Origin of the sequence: Bacillus cereus group sp. BfR-BA-01360 (assembly GCF_022663595.1) — a bacterium.
Taxonomy (GTDB): domain Bacteria; phylum Bacillota; class Bacilli; order Bacillales; family Bacillaceae_G; genus Bacillus_A; species Bacillus_A cytotoxicus.
This window is the reverse complement of the sequence record NZ_JAKUFV010000007.1, coordinates 116,264-132,233: the sequence shown is the minus strand read 5'-3', so window position 1 is coordinate 132,233 and position 15,970 is coordinate 116,264. Positions and strand designations below refer to the sequence as shown.

The following is a 15,970-nucleotide window of genomic DNA, read 5'->3' as shown; positions in this document are numbered from 1 at the left end:
ACGTTTGAATGTATAAAAATACGTAAAAACGGACTCCCGAACATAAGTGGGAGTCCGTTTACTTAAAGGATATCGATGGAGAGTATTTAAGTACGATCAAATTGCTACTTTCATTTCTAGTATTCACTCTCTATTTTAACAAATTTACAAAAAACGCTTCATCCCCAAGCGTTTTTTGATTACGATACATGTAGCTGATTCTCGATTAAAGAACAGGAGCCATTGTTTCTTTTAATACTTGAACAGAATGATCGAATTGTAATTCTTCTTGCGCATTTAATTCAACTTCTAATACTTCGCGAACACCTTGGCGGTTTAGAACAGCAGGCACACCGATATAGACGTCTTTTTGTCCATATTGTCCATCCAAGTAAGCAGAGACTGTTAATACGCTGTTTTCATTGTTTAAAATTGCTTTTGTAATGCGCAACAGAGACATGCCAATGCCGTAATACGTAGCGCCTTTACGTTCAATAATATGATAGGCAGCATCGCGAACTTTAATGAAGATTTTATCTAATTCTTCTTGATTATGTTCATTATCTTTGTCTAAAATCGTTTGTAGTTTTTGAACACCAACTGATACGTGACTCCAAACCGGAAGTTCTGTGTCACCATGTTCACCAATGATATAAGCATGAATATTATGAGGAGCAACGTTGAAATATTCTCCTAACATATATCGGAAACGTGCAGAATCTAAAGTCGTACCAGAACCGATGACACGTTCCTTTGGTAATCCTGACTCTTTCCATGTTACATAAGTTAAAATGTCTACAGGATTCGTAGCAATTAAGAAGAGGCCATCAAATCCATTATCCATAATACTACGTACAATTTGTTTGAAAATTTTTGCATTCTTTTCAACTAAATCTAAACGAGTTTCACCTGGCTTTTGTGGTAAACCAGCAGTGATTACAACAAGGTCGGCATTTTTGCAATCTTCGTAGCTTCCTTTCCAAACTCTTGTCGGTGCTGGAGCGAAAGGAACCGCATGACTTAAGTCCATTGCTTCTCCTTCTGCTTTCGCTTCATTTACATCAACTAAAATAAATTCTTCAGCAACGCCTTGGTTAATCATACAGTAAGCATAACTACATCCTACCGCTCCAGTTCCCACTAATACAACACGATTAATACCTTTTTTCATATACCAATTCCTCGCTATTTCAATAATTTTGATATGTACAAATGGACTCTGCTTATACAGATTCTCATCTAGTTTATGACATTACAAAAAAGATATTCATTAGGTTCTTTGTTAAGCGATCATTATTCAGATGGTGTAATTGATATAGTTGCAAATAGTATGAGATAATGGGGGATGGGTACAAAGTGCGAGTGAGTCTAGAGTTCGAGTTACATACGAGGTGAATGAGACAGTTTCGTTTACAAAACATACTTCTTTTAATAAAATAATGAATATAAATCGTAATTATTACGTTTTGAGAAGATTAGAGTAGAGAAATGGATGGTCGATGAAATGAAAAAAGTAGAAATTCATATATTAGGTGGGTTTTTAGGAAGCGGAAAATCAACATTGCTTCAAAACCTATTATTAGCAGAAAAGAAAAAGAATAGAAAAGTTGCTGTTTTAATGAATGAAATAGGTGAATACTCAGTAGATACAGATATTATTGGGAAAGAGAATGTTTTAAGGGAGCTACTAAAAGGTTGTATTTGTTGTACATTAAAAGAAGAGCTTGAAATCCAGTTACATTCTTTATATCAACAAGAAAAGCCGGATGTCATTTACATAGAAACAACGGGAGTAGCTCACCCAATTGAAGTATTAGATGCATGTATCTCACCGATTTTAGCTCCTTTTCTTGAGGTGAAATCAATTATAGTCGTTTTAGATGGAGTAAGGTGGTTAAATCGAAGTGTATTAAGTGCAAACGTTCAGCAGTTATTACAAGAACAAATAAAATATGGAAGTCATATTCTTATAAACAAAGTAGACTTACTCACAGAAGAGGATAAGAACAAGCTTGTAGAAGAGGTACGGACTATAAATCAGCATGCTAAATTGTATGAAACAAAGTATTGTAATATATCTTTAGCTCATATAGAAAAAGCTGAGTTTAGAAGCAAGGAAGAGCATGAGACATTGCATGTGAAACAGCATTTGCATATTCAAACAATGACATATCAATTTACGACACCAATCGATCAAGAAAGATTATATGAATGGTTATCAACATTACCTGATTGTATTTATCGTGTGAAAGGCTTTGTGAAATTTCATGGGAATAAGTATCCACACTTATTGCAATATTCGTTTGGAGTACCAACCTTATTGGAACAAGACTTTGGCTTTCCAACTAATTTGGTTATGATAGGTGAGGGATTCAATCAAAATCAAATCAAAAAAGAATTAGAAATGGTAGAAAATCATGTTTAGGTGAAGAAATAGGTAGGAGTAGTTGTATGTAAAAAAAACTGAGTGGAGAGGAAGTCTCTATTGATGAAAGCTTCACTCTATATAAAAGCTACAAGTTATGAATAGAATGAAGTGTGTTCATAACTTGCAATGTTTAACTTGTGAAAGTCTGCAGTGAAAACATATAAGTTTAAACGAGAGGAGAGTGTACGAAGGGAATGCTATAACCGAGAAGCTCTCTTTCTCTAAACGAAGGAGGGAGTCCATTTAGAGTTAGAAGATGTAATAAACATATGTAAAAAAATATTTTTTATAGCCAATTAACAAGGGAAAGAGACGTTTTACTAGAATACATAAAATGAATGTATGTGGTAAATCCATGAAGATAAGGGAGAGATAAAACAATGGCAATCAAAAGAGTTTTATCATTTTTAGCCGTACTCTTAATCGGATTAACAGGTTGCTCGATGATTGAAGGGGGGAAAAACTCCGTTGAATATGCACAAAAGACAACGGACTATATAAACGAAGTCAGTCAGTTTGCAAATGAGGCACCAGAGTTAGCGAAAAAAGCGATCAATGATAGCGCATCAAGAAAAGAGTTAGAGAATAAGTTAGAAGAGATTCAAAAGGATATTTCAAGCTTTAATAAATTAACGCCGCCGGATGTAGCAAAAGAAATGCATGAGCAGATTGTTGGATACAATGAAACGTTAAGTACATGGATTGATGAAACAATGAAAAAGATTGAGAAAGGTAAAGTGGATCTAGAACAATTTAAAGATTCAGAGTTTATGCAGACAGTTCAACAAGTTCAAGAGTTAAAAAATAAGATTCAAAATATAGGGGAATAAGTGTAAGAGTACAAAAAAGTCCGTTTTCAATAACGGACTTTTTGTATGGCTATATTTATTATTGTATACAATAAATGACAACACCGATGACAATAATAAGGTTACCAATGAGCTTTCTTTTTGTAATTTTTTCGCCTAAGAAGTACCAGCTAAATACTAAAATAATAAGATAGCTTAGTGATTCTAAGGCAGATGCTTGTTTTAAAGGCAAGCCTTTTAATGCAATGACATTTAAGCCAGCATTCATAACAAACAAAGAATACCCGATCATAACATAGTGGTTGACATATTCTCTTAGTTTAGAGTCGTATTTTTGTAATGTTGCTTTTTTTAATAAAATCTGTGAGTAATTGGCTAAAATGATACCAAAAATAAATAGTAACATGTAATTATTCATCTTTTGTCACCACCACAATTCCAACGATAATAATAGCCGCACCAAGTATATGATTCCACTTGATTGTATCGCCGAATAGGAGAACAGACCATAGCATAGACCATAATATAATAATACCTCGGTGTGAGTATGCTCTAGATATTTCAAAGTGTTTAATGACTTGTTGCCAAATAATAGCATAGCCAAATAAAAATACGATAAGTCCGAAGTAGGCGACAAAAAAGCCAATAGATGCAATCGGGAATTTAGCTGCCCATTTCATATAAACCATGATAATCGAATATAGTAAGAAAGCAGCATGTAAAAAGATATAATTTTTTATAGTCGGTTTCATATATTCACTCTCTTTTACATGTAAATACATTAATTTGAAGCGAATGAATTTCATTATCTTCTTTATGATATAGAATGTTTGTCCATTCACATTCCAAAGTATATAGTATCATGTCTTATGTGGGAAAACAATATGAGGAAACAACTCTCTTTTTTCTAAAAGAAAGTCGTTTCCTCATAAATAGAATTCATTTCATGAAAACATGCTAAGCAAAATAAAAATGCTTAGCATGAGTAGATAATTAGAGAGTGATGTTAATGATTAGTTGAATTCAATAGCATCAATTTTACGATAATCAACTACTAGAATCTCTCCATTCCCTTTTGAAAAAGTTGCAAGGCCGCTTCTTCTATCAAATGAAGCAAAAGCATCAACTGCTTCTTCTAGGCCGTTGATAAAAACATCTTCTACATCTGTTCCAGGATTTAATCCTGAGAGTAATTCAAAGATCGGCCCTCTGTTACTACGATGTGCCATATCGTAATCCCTCCTTTTGTTAAGGTGTACTATATTCTATTAAATAACATGGTTTTGGTTTGTACATATCTTCTATTTTATAAAAAATGTGTAGAATAAATAGTTTACAATTGACCTGACACAGTGTGTATGGTTTGTATTAGTATGTTAGGACTTTTTTACCTTGACGGTATGAAGGCATTGTTGATAAGGTTAAATCTGAAATGATAATTTGATAGATTAAAAGGAGTTTAGCGATGAAAAGGTTAAGGTGGGGAAGAGTAACAATACTATTAGCCGTTATTTTCGGTATATGTTGGTTCGTTTTCCATGAAGGTTTAGGAAAAGATGATAGAGATATTGCAAAAGCAAAAGAAAATCTTCTAATAGAAGGACAGCCTCTTCAAGTGGCAGAGTTGCCAAAGTTGGGTGTATCGGAAAAAGTCATTCCGCAAAAATATCTCCCGGTTGTGGAAGCAAAAGCAGCGATTATTATTGATGCAAGCGATGGAGAAGTAATTTATCAAAATAATGAAAATGAAACGTTTGCTCCAGCGAGTATGTCAAAAATGATGACCGCATATTTGCTTTTAGAAAATATACATAAGGGAAAAGTGCATTGGGAAGATCAAGTGAAAATAAGTGCAAAATCAGCACAAACGGAAGGTGCTAAAATTCCATTACAAATGAATGATGTAGTAACGGTGAAAGATTTATTCCATGCTTTAATGATTCAATCCGCGAATAATGCAGCAGTTGCTTTGGCAGAACATATGGCAAAGACAGAAAAAAACTTTGTTCAAATTATGAATCAAAAAGCGAAGGATTTGGAACTTTCTAATAAAACGAAGTTTGCTAATGCGTCTGGTCTACAAGAACCAGATGGAAGTGAGACGAAGATGCCAGCTGCTGATGTTGCAAAGTTGGCGTATCATCTTATTAAAGAGTATCCAGAAATATTAGAGGTAACACATTTACGTCGCAGCCAATTAGCTTTTAAAAATATTTCTGTTACAAGCACAAATGAAATGTTAAATACAGCTAATAAAAACCTTCATATAGAAGGAATGGATGGATTAAAAACAGGCTTTACTGATAGTGCAGGATATTGTTTCACAGGAACAGCAAAACAGGGAGATAAACGTATTATTACAGTTGTTATGGGAACAAAGAGTCAAACAAAACGGTTCACTGAAACACATAAATTAATGTCTTATGGATTTGAATTCGTTAATGAGAGAAAAGAACATGAAGAAACATCTTATTTGAAAAAGTGAACATCCTCGATTCACTAGAAATACATGAGACAGTCGCTAGTCGGGTAAAAAGAATTTGCAGCGTGAGAAAGGCGTATAAAAAAGAAGGTCTTCCAATTTTATATATGTAATTTTAGTAGGCTTATTCTTTTTATAAGAGCAGACTGCAGATTTATAGCCAGTGCCTATGTGAAGAATTTCGATACAAACAGGATTTGTTTTTTCGATAGTTCGTATATGAACGTTTTGAGATGAATCAATTGAAATTGAAAATGAATGCAAGGGAACGGTTAAACCTGCACCAGACTGCTTTACAAAACTTTCTTTTATAGTCCATAAGTGATAAAAGTAAGCCATTCGTTCAGGTTCTATTTTCGCCATTAAATCTTCATATTCTTCATAACAGAAGAAATGTTTTGCTATGCTATAGTCTATCGGTGCTATTTTTTCAATATCAATTCCGATCGGATGACAATCTATTGCACATACAATCCAATTACCAGAATGAGATATATTAAAATGAAAGGAAGGAAGATTTTCGACAAAAGGTTTTCCGTACGGTCCAACTTGAAATGTAATGTTGTGATTTGGGAGATGAAGTTCCTCTTGAATAATGAATCGGACAAAAATTTCACTAAGTAAGGAACGATGTTTATCCTTAGGAAAAACAAGCTGATTGATTTTTGTAATTCGTTCTGGTGAAATGTGCTTCATTAAAGTATGAAATTCGCTTGTTTGTAATAATCTGTCTATATGTAATGCGAAAACTTTCATTAACGATAGTTCCTTTCGAATGTATTAATATAATGAAAAAAGAATTACAGAAAATATGTAGTCCTTTTTTGTATAAGAAGATTCATAATTTATAAATGTTATCTTTGTTTATATCATTCCAATCGTGAGTCATAGCATATTTTAAATTTTTCTTTTTTTGTTCAATCGTTAGAATTTTTCGGAATGTTAATACGGATAATAGACACATACATGCATAGTAAATTTCTTTGTGCTGTTTAGAATGTTGATCAATCACGTAAGCCATGAATAAGAGCCTCCTATGGTTTCTATATGTAATAGTTATTTTAACATGTTTAAATTGTATCTTCTATAAAAAATCAAGAATGTATCATGAACGTTTTTTACGAAAATGCTTATGATGCACCTCCGCTTTCGCTCATGTAGAGGTAGAGGGGGGCATTTAAACGAAAAGGTACTACGTTAAAAGAAATATAGTATTTCAAAATATTATATAGTTGATAAATCATTCGATTTTTGTCATGATGTAAGAGTGACTTATAGAATGAACTTTTTGAATGAGATAGCAATTGAATACGTTTAGTGATTGTTTCAACTTATCTTATCATCTCAAAAAAGTTCACACAAAGTTCACACAAAATTCACGTCAATGTTTTACAATAAACGACGTGTGAAAAATAAAGCTCTTGTCAAAAAATGAAACTTAATGCGCATTCAATTTTAAGAAAATTGTAGATTATTAAGTTCATTTTTTTAAAGAGGGTAGTAGGGAAAGGAAGTAAAAATAACTTATGAAGAAAGTAATTGCAGGTTTGGCAGTAGCATCCGTAGCTGGTGTAGCAGTTCCTGGAATGGACTCTGCTCATGCACAAGTTACATCTGATGCGTTAAAGGAAATCAATGGACAAACTCAACAACAAACAACTAAAACAAACAACGTATCTGAAACACCTTCTGAACTAAAATATACAGTAACAGCTGATGTATTGAATGTTCGTTCAGGGGCTGGTACAGAACATAACATTATTTCTAAAGTAACAGAAGGTCAAGTATTACAAGTAACTGGTGAAGAAAACGGTTGGTTTAAAGTAAATGTAAATGGTAAAGCAGGCTATGTAAGTGGCGATTTTGTAACAACTGGTGGAACAAAAGGTACTGCTGTTCAACAAGGAACAGGCAACTACACAGTGAATGTATCTTCACTTAATGTACGTACAGGCCCAAGTACATCTCATACTGTTTTAGGTTCTGTACATAAAGGAAAAGTGGTACAAGTTGTAGGGGAAGTACAAGATTGGTTTAAGGTTAACTACAATGGTGGAACTGGATACATAAGTAAAGACTTCGTAACAAAAGGTGGGACAGCTGTATCTAGCCAAACAGAGAAACCAGCTGCAAACAATAGTGTGGCACTTCAAACTGGTGGAGCATATGTAGAGTAAATACAGGCGCTTTAAAAGTACGTACAGGTCCTGCTACATATAATGCTGTTATTGGTGGTGTAACAAGAGGTCAAGTGCTACAAGTAACTGGTGTAGAAAATGGTTGGTATAAAATAAATCATAACGGAAGAACAGGGTATGTAAGTGCAGACTATGTGAAATTCGTAAAAGGTGGAGCCGCGAATACAAATACAGGTGCAAGTCAAGAAACAACTCAAACACAAAAATCGGCTGCACCAACAGGTAATACATCATCAGTTGCCGCATTTGCAAGATCTTTAAATGGCTCTCCATATAGAACAGCTGGTACAACACCTGCTGGGTTTGACTGCAGTGGCTTTATTTACTATGTATTAAAACAAACAGGGCATAGCGGCCCTCGTCAAACAGTTGCAGGTTACTGGAGCTCTAAGACAAAAACAAGTAATCCACAACCAGGCGATTTAGTATACTTTGCCAATACTTATAAGGCTGGTCCTTCACACATGGGTGTTTATTTAGGAAACGGTCAATTCATTAGTGCAGAAACTGATGAAACTGGTGTAAGAATTAGTTCAGTAAATAACTCTTACTGGAGTAAGCATCTATTAGGGTATACAAAAGCATAATAAGAGATAGTATCATTATGATAAAAAAGGCTTTCCGAGGAAACTCGGAAGGCTTTTTTCATTTTCAGACTCTAGTAAAAACTGTGCGTATAAATCATGAAAATGGTTAAGGTGAAATTTACTTATTTATTTGCAAAGAAATACCTCTTTCAAGGAATGGAGATATTTATAATTTATCTCGCTATTTTAGGAAAGTAAGACTCCCATCTCCAGCTCATGTAGAAGTAGGTGGGAGTTCAATATATTTGAATTGCGAAGTAGGAAAGATTGAAGGGGGAATTTCAGGTTTAATAAATTGTTTATAGTTACTTATAAGTAACCTACGCACGTTAAAGTGCATCATTGCATTTTTTATCATATGCATATAGAATTCATGATATGAAATAAGCAACATAGATTGAGGAGTGTTTTATTTGGCAGAATTATTACAAGGCAAAAATGCGTTAATTACAGGAGCAGGCCGCGGAATCGGTCGTGCTGTAGCAATCGCTTTAGCAAAAGAAGGTGTAAATGTTGGTCTATTAGCGCGTTCTGAAGAGAATTTAAAGGCCGTTGCAAAAGAAGTAGAAGCAGAAGGGGTAAAAGCTGTTATTGCTACTGCTGATGTGTCTTCATATGAGGAAGTTACAACTGCTATTGCAACGTTAAAAGATGGATTAGGTTCTATTGACATTTTAATTAATAATGCAGGTATTTCTAAATTCGGTAAATTCTTAGAACTAGATGTAGCTGATTGGGAAAAAATAATTCAAGTTAACTTAATGGGTGTATATTATGTAACTCGTGCAGCTTTACCAAGCATGATTGAGCAACAATCTGGCGATATTATTAATATTTCGTCTACAGCTGGGCAAAAAGGTGCGCCAGTAACAAGTGCATATAGTGCATCAAAATTTGGTGTTCTTGGTTTAACAGAATCATTAGCAATGGAAGTTCGTAAACATAACATTCGTGTCACAGCGTTAACACCAAGTACAGTAGCAACAGATATGGCAGTAGAATTAGGATTAACAGACGGTAACCCAGATAAAGTAATGCAAGCTGAAGATATTGCGGAATTTATCGTAGCGCAGTTGAAGTTAAATAAGCGTACATTTATTAAATCAGCAGGGCTTTGGTCTACTAATCCATAAGAAGAGAGAATATAAAATCCAAATGGGATTTCTATTCTGTAATGGAGTAGAAATCCTATTTTTATTTACGGATGATGACCATTTCTCTAACAAAGTATAGAGGGAAGGCATATAAAATGTTAGGGAGGTTTTTGATTATGTATGATGCATAGCCATTTAAAATGATGCCCCCTTTTTAAGTAAATACTTCTTTGGATAGAAATATTTATATGCTGTATGTAAATATACCGTATTATGAAAACTATTTTTATAGAAATTCTGATGTGCTACATGCTACTACTCATAATCATGTGCAAAGGAAAGAGAGAAAGAGGATCATGGACGCCATTTTTGTGGGTTGAAAAGATTCCTTTATATATTAAATCAGTTGTCTGCAAGGAAAGTCCTACTTCTTCGCTTATTTCACGAAGGCCCCCATTTTTACATCTTCATTGTGCATAATGTGTCCTCCTGATATAATATCCCACTTGCCAGGAAAATCTTTTTTGTTTTTAGAGCGCAATTGGAAATATAAAAACATATCTTTCTTGTTCTTTTCTACAAACCAGCAATGAAATATTTCATGCCAGTCGCCGTCGCGATGTACGTCATCCCGAAGTTTCTTGCCGATTTTTTCTCTGTTCCTATGGAATATCGTTAACCATTTTAATTCCCCTTTCTATATATTTTATTACATATCAATTGTATGAAATTTTGAAAAATAAAGAAAAAAAGGGTTGTTTTTTTACATTTTCATAACTATAATAAATTAACAAATAAACATGAACGAAAAAGTAATGATAAGGACACAAGATGATTTTTACGGTTTGCAGAGAGGGAAGTCTAAGGCTGTGAGCTTCCTAACACGAGAAATGATCTTACCACCTTTGAACTTCAATAGTGAACGAGAAATCTAGTAATTATTGGCGGTCTCAGCCGTTATCTGAACTTGAGCAATCTAGAAAGAAAACGTGCCTAGATTGGAACAAGGGTGGAACCACGAAAACACATTCGTCCCTTTACTAGGGATGAGTGTGTTTTTTTCGGATTAAATCGATTGAAAATAAACAAAATCAAAAATATATTGATTTTGTTTTGTATACGCGTATAATGAGTTAACAAATAAATATGAATGGAAAAGTAATGATAAGGACACAAGATGATTTTTACGGTTTGCAGAGAGGGAAGTCTAAGGCTGTGAGCTTCCTAACACGAAAAATGATCTTACCACCTTTGAACTTCAATAGTGAACGAGAAATCTAGTAATTATTGGCGGTCTCAGCCGTTATCTGAACTTGAGCAATCTAGAAAGAAAACGTATCTAGATTGGAACAAGGGTGGAACCACGAAAACACATTCGTCCCTTTACTAGGGATGAGTGTGTTTTTTTATAACTTTGAAAGGAGGTGCTGTATATGATGCTGGTTATATGTACGGAAAGAACCGCTAGCATGTATAGAAAGCAAATAAGAAAAGAACAGATTGTTTATTTTCAAATTTGAGAGGAGATTGAAAGATGAATCGTGTTGTACATGTTGGAGTATTAGGACTAGGAACTGTTGGAAGTGGCGTCGTTCAAATTTTACAGGAACATGGTAAGAAGATTGGTCTTGAGACAGGGAGTGAAGTGAAGGTAAAAACAGTTGTTGTGCGGGATTTAGAAAAAGAACGAGATGTTTCTATCAAGGGAATTATTGTTACAAGAGAGGCCGAAGAACTTTTACATGATGCAGATATTGATATTGTTGTAGAGGTAATGGGCGGGATTCAAGAAGCAAAAGAGCATATTATAAAAGCGTTGCAATATAAGAAGCATGTTGTAACTGCTAATAAAGATTTGATGGCTGTACATGGAGCAGAATTACTACAACTTGCAAACGAGAATCATTGTGAGTTGCTTTATGAAGCGAGTGTAGCAGGTGGAATTCCAATATTAAGAGGACTTGCTGACGGATTAGCTTCAGATCATATTGAAAAGATGATGGGAATTTTGAATGGAACAACAAATTATATTTTAACAAAGATGAGTCAAAATGGCTGGTCTTATGAAGAAGCGTTGCAAGAAGCAAAGAGGTTAGGGTTTGCAGAATCAGATCCTACAGCAGATGTAGATGGGCTAGATGCAGCAAGAAAAGTAGCTATTCTTGCTAATTTAGGATTTTCAATGAATGTGTCTTTAGATGAGGTCTATGTTCGCGGTATTCGGAATATTGAAAAAGAAGATTTGGAAATAGCAGAAAAACTAGGGTTTACAATGAAACTGATTGGGAAAGCAGAAAGAGAAGGTTCAGCAATTCATTTAAGCGTTGCACCTACTTTATTGCCGAGCAAACATCCTCTGTCAAGTGTAAATAATGAGTTTAATGCTGTATACGTACATGGTCAAGCAGTTGGAGAAGTCATGTTTTACGGACCGGGTGCAGGCAAGTTGCCGACAGGTTCTGCTGTAGTAAGTGATATTGTAGCTATTGTAAAAAAAATGAACCAAGAGGTGCAAAATCAAGATGTATGTAAAGAAATGGAGCCATATGAATTAAAACAAGATAAAGATATTGTTTCAAAATATTTCTTGCGTATTATATTACGTGATGAACCAGGGATGTTCCATAAAGTGACAGAATGTTTCGAGAATTGTTCTGTTAGTTTCGAAGAAATTATACAATTACCAATAAATAAAGAATTTGCAGAAATTGTAATTGTAACGCATCAAACTTCCAAATATCAATTTTCACAAGTCTTACAGTTATTAGAGGATGTCGCAAGTGAAATAAAAAGTTACTACAGTATTGAGGAGGAAAAACAATATGTATAAAGGGTTATTAAAACAATATGCTTCTTATTTACCTGTGAGCCACAATACACCAGAGGTTAGTTTGATGGAGGGAAATACACCGCTTATTCCGCTTGAAAATATCTCTGAAAAATTAGGGATATGTTTATACGGAAAATATGAAGGAGCAAATCCAACCGGTTCATTTAAAGATCGCGGTATGGTAATGGCAGTTGCAAAAGCAAAAGAGATGGGTTCAAAAGCCATTATTTGTGCTTCGACAGGGAATACTTCGGCATCTGCAGCAGCATATGCGGCTCGCCTTGGAATGAAATGTATTATCGTTATACCGGAAGGTAAAATTGCTCATGGAAAGTTAGCACAGGCGTTTGCATATGGTGCAGAAATTATTTCGATAGAAGGAAATTTTGATGATGCGCTGCGAGCAGTGCGACAAATCGCGGCTGAAGAGCCTATTACATTAGTAAACTCTGTTAATCCGTATCGGATTGAAGGGCAGAAAACAGCTGCGTTTGAAATTTGTGATCAGTTGCAAAAAGCGCCAGATGTTCTTGCTATTCCAGTTGGAAATGCTGGGAATATTACTGCATATTGGAAAGGTTTTTGTGAATACGAGAAAGAAAAAGGGTATAAAAAACCAAGAATCCATGGGTTTGAAGCGGAAGGTGCAGCAGCGATTGTAAAAGGTCATGTCATTGAAGGACCAGAAACAATTGCAACTGCAATTCGAATTGGCAATCCTGCAAGCTGGCATTATGCAGTGGAGGCTGCCGAACAGTCGAACGGTGAAATTGATATGGTATCGGATGAAGAGATTGTAAAGGCTTATCAATTGCTAGCGAGAACAGAAGGAGTGTTTGCTGAACCAGGTTCCAACGCTTCTTTAGCGGGGATCATTAAACATGTTCAATTAGGTAAAATTCGTCAAGGAGAGACAGTCGTCGCTGTATTAACAGGAAATGGTTTGAAAGACCCGGATATCGCAATCTCCTCGAATTCATTACAAATTACAAATATCTCAAATGATTTAGAACAAATGAAAGGTCATATTAAGGGAGTGATTATTTCGTGATACCATTTAAAATTCGTGTTCCAGCGAGTACAGCAAATATAGGCCCTGGTTTTGATTCTGTAGGGATGGCACTATCTTTATATTTAGAAGTTATTGTGAAGGAAGAAGTGCCGCATTGGTATGTTATACATCCATTTGACCAATCCGTTCCAAACGATGATAGCAATTTAATTATAAGTACGGCCCTTCAAGTATGCCCATCGTTATCTTCTCATATAATAGAAGTCATAAGTAATATTCCACTTACAAGAGGATTAGGAAGCAGTGCTTCTGCCATTGTTGCTGGAATTGAACTAGCGAATCAGTTAGGAGCGTTACACTTAACAACAGACGAAAAAATTCATCTTGCTACAAAGTTTGAGGGGCACCCGGATAATGTAGCAGCTTCTATTTTAGGAGGAACAGTCATTGGTGCAATGGATGAGGGACATGTATCCGTTGTTCGGATTGAAAGTAAAGAATTAGGAGTTATTTCTGTAATACCAGATGAAGAACTAAATACAAATGAAAGTCGTTTCGTGCTACCTGAAACATTTTCATTTCATCATGCTGTTCGTGCAAGCTCGATTAGTAACGTATTAGTGGCAGCACTATGTGAAAAGAAATGGGAAATAGTTGGTGAAATGATGGAACGAGATTTATTTCATGAGCCGTATCGTTCGCAATTGGTTCCTCTTCTACCTTCTGTTCGTGAATATGCGAAGCGATTTGGAGCATATGGAACAGCACTAAGTGGGGCAGGGCCATCTCTCTTCATTTTAACCCCATATGAAAATCGTCAGGAGATTGCTGAACAGTTAATGAAAGTCTTTCCAAAGATAGAGGTGTGTGAACTGGAGATTGATTACGAGGGAGTAGTCGTAAATATGGACATATCAGTGAACAGATAATTAGCATTAAATATGTGAAAACAGAAAAAGAAAAATCGTGAGGAGAGAAAGCTGGCTGTGTACTAGCTTTCTTTTTTTATTATTACATTTTTGTAATAAATGCTTTGTATGTGTATGGGGGAGATATAGAAACAGGAAATGTGGAAAAATAAAGATATTCCATTACATATTATAAAGTATGATAAAAAGTTTTTAACTTTTATGATTGTAAATTTTTTTAAAGTAGTATTTCTTACTTTGTTAAAAGGAGTTTTTTACCTTGTCAAAAGAAAATACGAGAGTATAATGTGAAGTGAAATATATATTCATTTTGCATTTTTTGAAGTGAAACCTTACAAAAATGTAAGGTGAATGAAATGAATTTCAATAGGAAGTTTACTATACATGAAGTATACTAAAAAAAAGAAAGAGAGGAGAGTGAACATGAGCTCTGAATTAGAACATCATAATACAAGAAGTAAACAGAGACGCTTTAAAAGAAAATCATTTAAATGGATCATTTTCATTTCATTGTTTTTGCTTCTTTTGGGAGGCATTGGATATGGTTCTGTTATATATAATAAAGCGAAAGCAGTTGCAAATAAAGCATATGAACAAATTGATAAATCAACGAAACGTGATAAGGAAGTTGAACCACTAAAGGATAACGTTTCAATTTTAATTATGGGTGTAGATGGTAGTGATGTAAGAGAAAGTCAGTATGGAGAAGCAGTTCGTACCGATGCGCTTTTATTGGCTACTATTAATAAAGATAATAAATCTGTGAAATTAGTAAGTATTCCACGTGATTCACGTGTATATATTCCATCAAGAAAGAAATTAGATAAAATTGCACATGCTCATGTATTTGGTGGTGTTGAAAGTACAAGAGATACTGTTGAACGATTTTTAGATGTTCCAGTAGATTATTATGTGAAATTTAATTTTGATTCGTTTATGAGAATTGTTGATTCACTTGGAGGCATTGATGTGGATGTGCCTGTAACGTTTACAGAACAAGACAGCAAAGACCAAGCAGGTATGATTCATTTAGAAAAAGGGTATCAACATTTAAATGGAGAACAAGCTCTCGCATTAGCGAGAACACGTAAAATTGATAGTGATGCAATGCGTGGGCAAAGACAACAACTTGTCATTGAAGCTATTGCGAAAAAAGCGTTTTCAGCTCAATCTATTAGTAAAATGAGTTCGTTATTAACTGCAATTGATAATGGTATGAAAACGAATTTAACATTTGATGATATGCTTTCGATTGCAAAAAATATGGCTGAATCCGATTGGCAAATGGACAAAATACAAGTAGAAGGGACAGATAAACGTATTCGTGGAATTTATTATTATATGCCAAATGAGAAAAATGTAAAAGAGATTTCGAAAACATTAAATGAACACCTAGGCATTGCATCAAATTAACTCAAAATTAGATGAAAAGGGTGGTATTTGCCATCCTTTTTTGTATCAGATTAATAACAGTTTACACTCTTCCTTAGGATTCAGAGAGAAACAAGAAAGGTAGATGCGAGTTGTGTTTTACGTGAAAGTCTAATGAGTGATTATGAAGAATTGTAGATTTATAGGTATAATATGTTGAGAGTAAAAAGAAATCGGTATAACAATTTCGT

The 15,970-nt window shown here is 34.5% G+C and carries 14 protein-coding genes, 2 pseudogenes and 2 other annotated features; of the genes and pseudogenes, 9 read left to right on the top strand and 7 right to left on the bottom strand.

The annotated features are described in order from the left end of the window. Positions 1–205 precede the first annotated feature (205 nt). Complete coding sequence (locus MR056_RS09275) at positions 206–1,150, bottom strand: L-lactate dehydrogenase (RefSeq protein WP_012093974.1); 945 nt, start codon at positions 1,148–1,150, stop codon at positions 206–208. 333 nt (positions 1,151–1,483) lie between these two features. Between MR056_RS09275 and MR056_RS09270 the strand changes: the two genes are divergently transcribed. Both MR056_RS09270 and MR056_RS09265 read left to right on the top strand, forming a co-directional pair. Continuing rightward, positions 1,484–2,404, top strand: coding sequence for a CobW family GTP-binding protein (locus MR056_RS09270; RefSeq protein ID WP_041810325.1), 921 nt, complete (start codon positions 1,484–1,486; stop codon positions 2,402–2,404). 383 nt (positions 2,405–2,787) lie between these two features. Beyond that, complete coding sequence (locus MR056_RS09265; RefSeq protein WP_012093976.1) at positions 2,788–3,237, top strand: DUF6376 family protein; 450 nt, start codon at positions 2,788–2,790, stop codon at positions 3,235–3,237. A 58-nt stretch (positions 3,238–3,295) separates the two neighbouring features. On the opposite strand, the gene MR056_RS09260 is transcribed toward MR056_RS09265, so the two are convergent. The 3 genes from MR056_RS09260 to MR056_RS09250 form a co-directional block, all read right to left on the bottom strand. Continuing rightward, a complete protein-coding gene (locus tag MR056_RS09260; protein WP_012093977.1) occupies positions 3,296–3,634 on the bottom strand; it encodes an EamA family transporter in 339 nt (112 codons plus the stop codon). Then, positions 3,627–3,968, bottom strand: a complete 342-nt coding sequence (locus tag MR056_RS09255; protein ID WP_041810327.1) for an EamA family transporter — start codon at positions 3,966–3,968, stop codon at positions 3,627–3,629. The genes MR056_RS09260 and MR056_RS09255 overlap by 8 nt, the downstream gene beginning before the upstream one ends. Positions 3,969–4,229: 261 nt before the next feature. After that, on the bottom strand, positions 4,230–4,445 hold the full coding sequence (locus tag MR056_RS09250; RefSeq protein ID WP_012093979.1) for a hypothetical protein: 216 nt from the start codon (positions 4,443–4,445) through the stop codon (positions 4,230–4,232). Positions 4,446–4,681: 236 nt separating this feature from the next. Here MR056_RS09250 and MR056_RS09245 point away from each other — a divergent pair, with 236 nt between their 5' ends. Further along, on the top strand, positions 4,682–5,701 hold the full coding sequence (locus tag MR056_RS09245) for a D-alanyl-D-alanine carboxypeptidase family protein (RefSeq protein ID WP_012093980.1): 1,020 nt from the start codon (positions 4,682–4,684) through the stop codon (positions 5,699–5,701). Between the two features lie 36 nt (positions 5,702–5,737). Here MR056_RS09245 and MR056_RS09240 read toward each other — a convergent pair whose 3' ends face one another. Together MR056_RS09240 and MR056_RS09235 are read right to left on the bottom strand one after the other, a co-directional pair. Further along, entirely contained in the window at positions 5,738–6,454 is a 717-nt protein-coding gene (locus MR056_RS09240) for a 4'-phosphopantetheinyl transferase family protein (RefSeq protein WP_012093981.1), read from the bottom strand. Between the two features lie 82 nt (positions 6,455–6,536). Further along, positions 6,537–6,719, bottom strand: coding sequence for a hypothetical protein (locus MR056_RS09235; protein ID WP_012093982.1), 183 nt, complete (start codon positions 6,717–6,719; stop codon positions 6,537–6,539). 505 nt (positions 6,720–7,224) lie between these two features. Here MR056_RS09235 and entFM point away from each other — a divergent pair. Continuing rightward, positions 7,225–8,483: pseudogene (gene entFM, locus MR056_RS09230) on the top strand (enterotoxin EntFM). 413 nt (positions 8,484–8,896) lie between these two features. Beyond that, positions 8,897–9,616: a 3-ketoacyl-ACP reductase gene (locus tag MR056_RS09225; RefSeq protein WP_012093984.1), complete on the top strand. Its 720-nt coding sequence runs from the start codon at positions 8,897–8,899 to the stop codon at positions 9,614–9,616. Between the two features lie 341 nt (positions 9,617–9,957). Here the strand turns inward: MR056_RS09225 and MR056_RS09220 are convergent. Next, positions 9,958–10,250: pseudogene (locus MR056_RS09220) on the bottom strand (NUDIX hydrolase); the annotation flags it as partial. 133 nt (positions 10,251–10,383) lie between these two features. Further along, positions 10,384–10,617 (top strand) — a binding site (T-box leader). Between the two features lie 112 nt (positions 10,618–10,729). After that, positions 10,730–10,963: a binding site (T-box leader), on the top strand. A gap of 148 nt (positions 10,964–11,111) precedes the next feature. Between MR056_RS09220 and MR056_RS09215 the strand changes: the two are divergent. The 4 genes from MR056_RS09215 (at position 11,112) to MR056_RS09200 (ending at position 15,761) form a co-directional block, all read left to right on the top strand. Continuing rightward, complete coding sequence (locus MR056_RS09215) at positions 11,112–12,407, top strand: homoserine dehydrogenase (protein WP_087098474.1); 1,296 nt, start codon at positions 11,112–11,114, stop codon at positions 12,405–12,407. Continuing rightward, a complete protein-coding gene (thrC, locus tag MR056_RS09210) occupies positions 12,400–13,458 on the top strand; it encodes a threonine synthase (protein WP_087094807.1) in 1,059 nt (352 codons plus the stop codon). Before MR056_RS09215 ends, thrC begins: the two co-directional genes overlap by 8 nt. Then, on the top strand, positions 13,455–14,348 hold the full coding sequence (gene thrB / locus MR056_RS09205; RefSeq protein ID WP_087098476.1) for a homoserine kinase: 894 nt from the start codon (positions 13,455–13,457) through the stop codon (positions 14,346–14,348). Before thrC ends, thrB begins: the two co-directional genes overlap by 4 nt. 423 nt (positions 14,349–14,771) lie before the next feature. Further along, positions 14,772–15,761, top strand: a complete 990-nt coding sequence (locus tag MR056_RS09200; protein WP_087098478.1) for an LCP family protein — start codon at positions 14,772–14,774, stop codon at positions 15,759–15,761. Positions 15,762–15,970 lie beyond the last annotated feature (209 nt).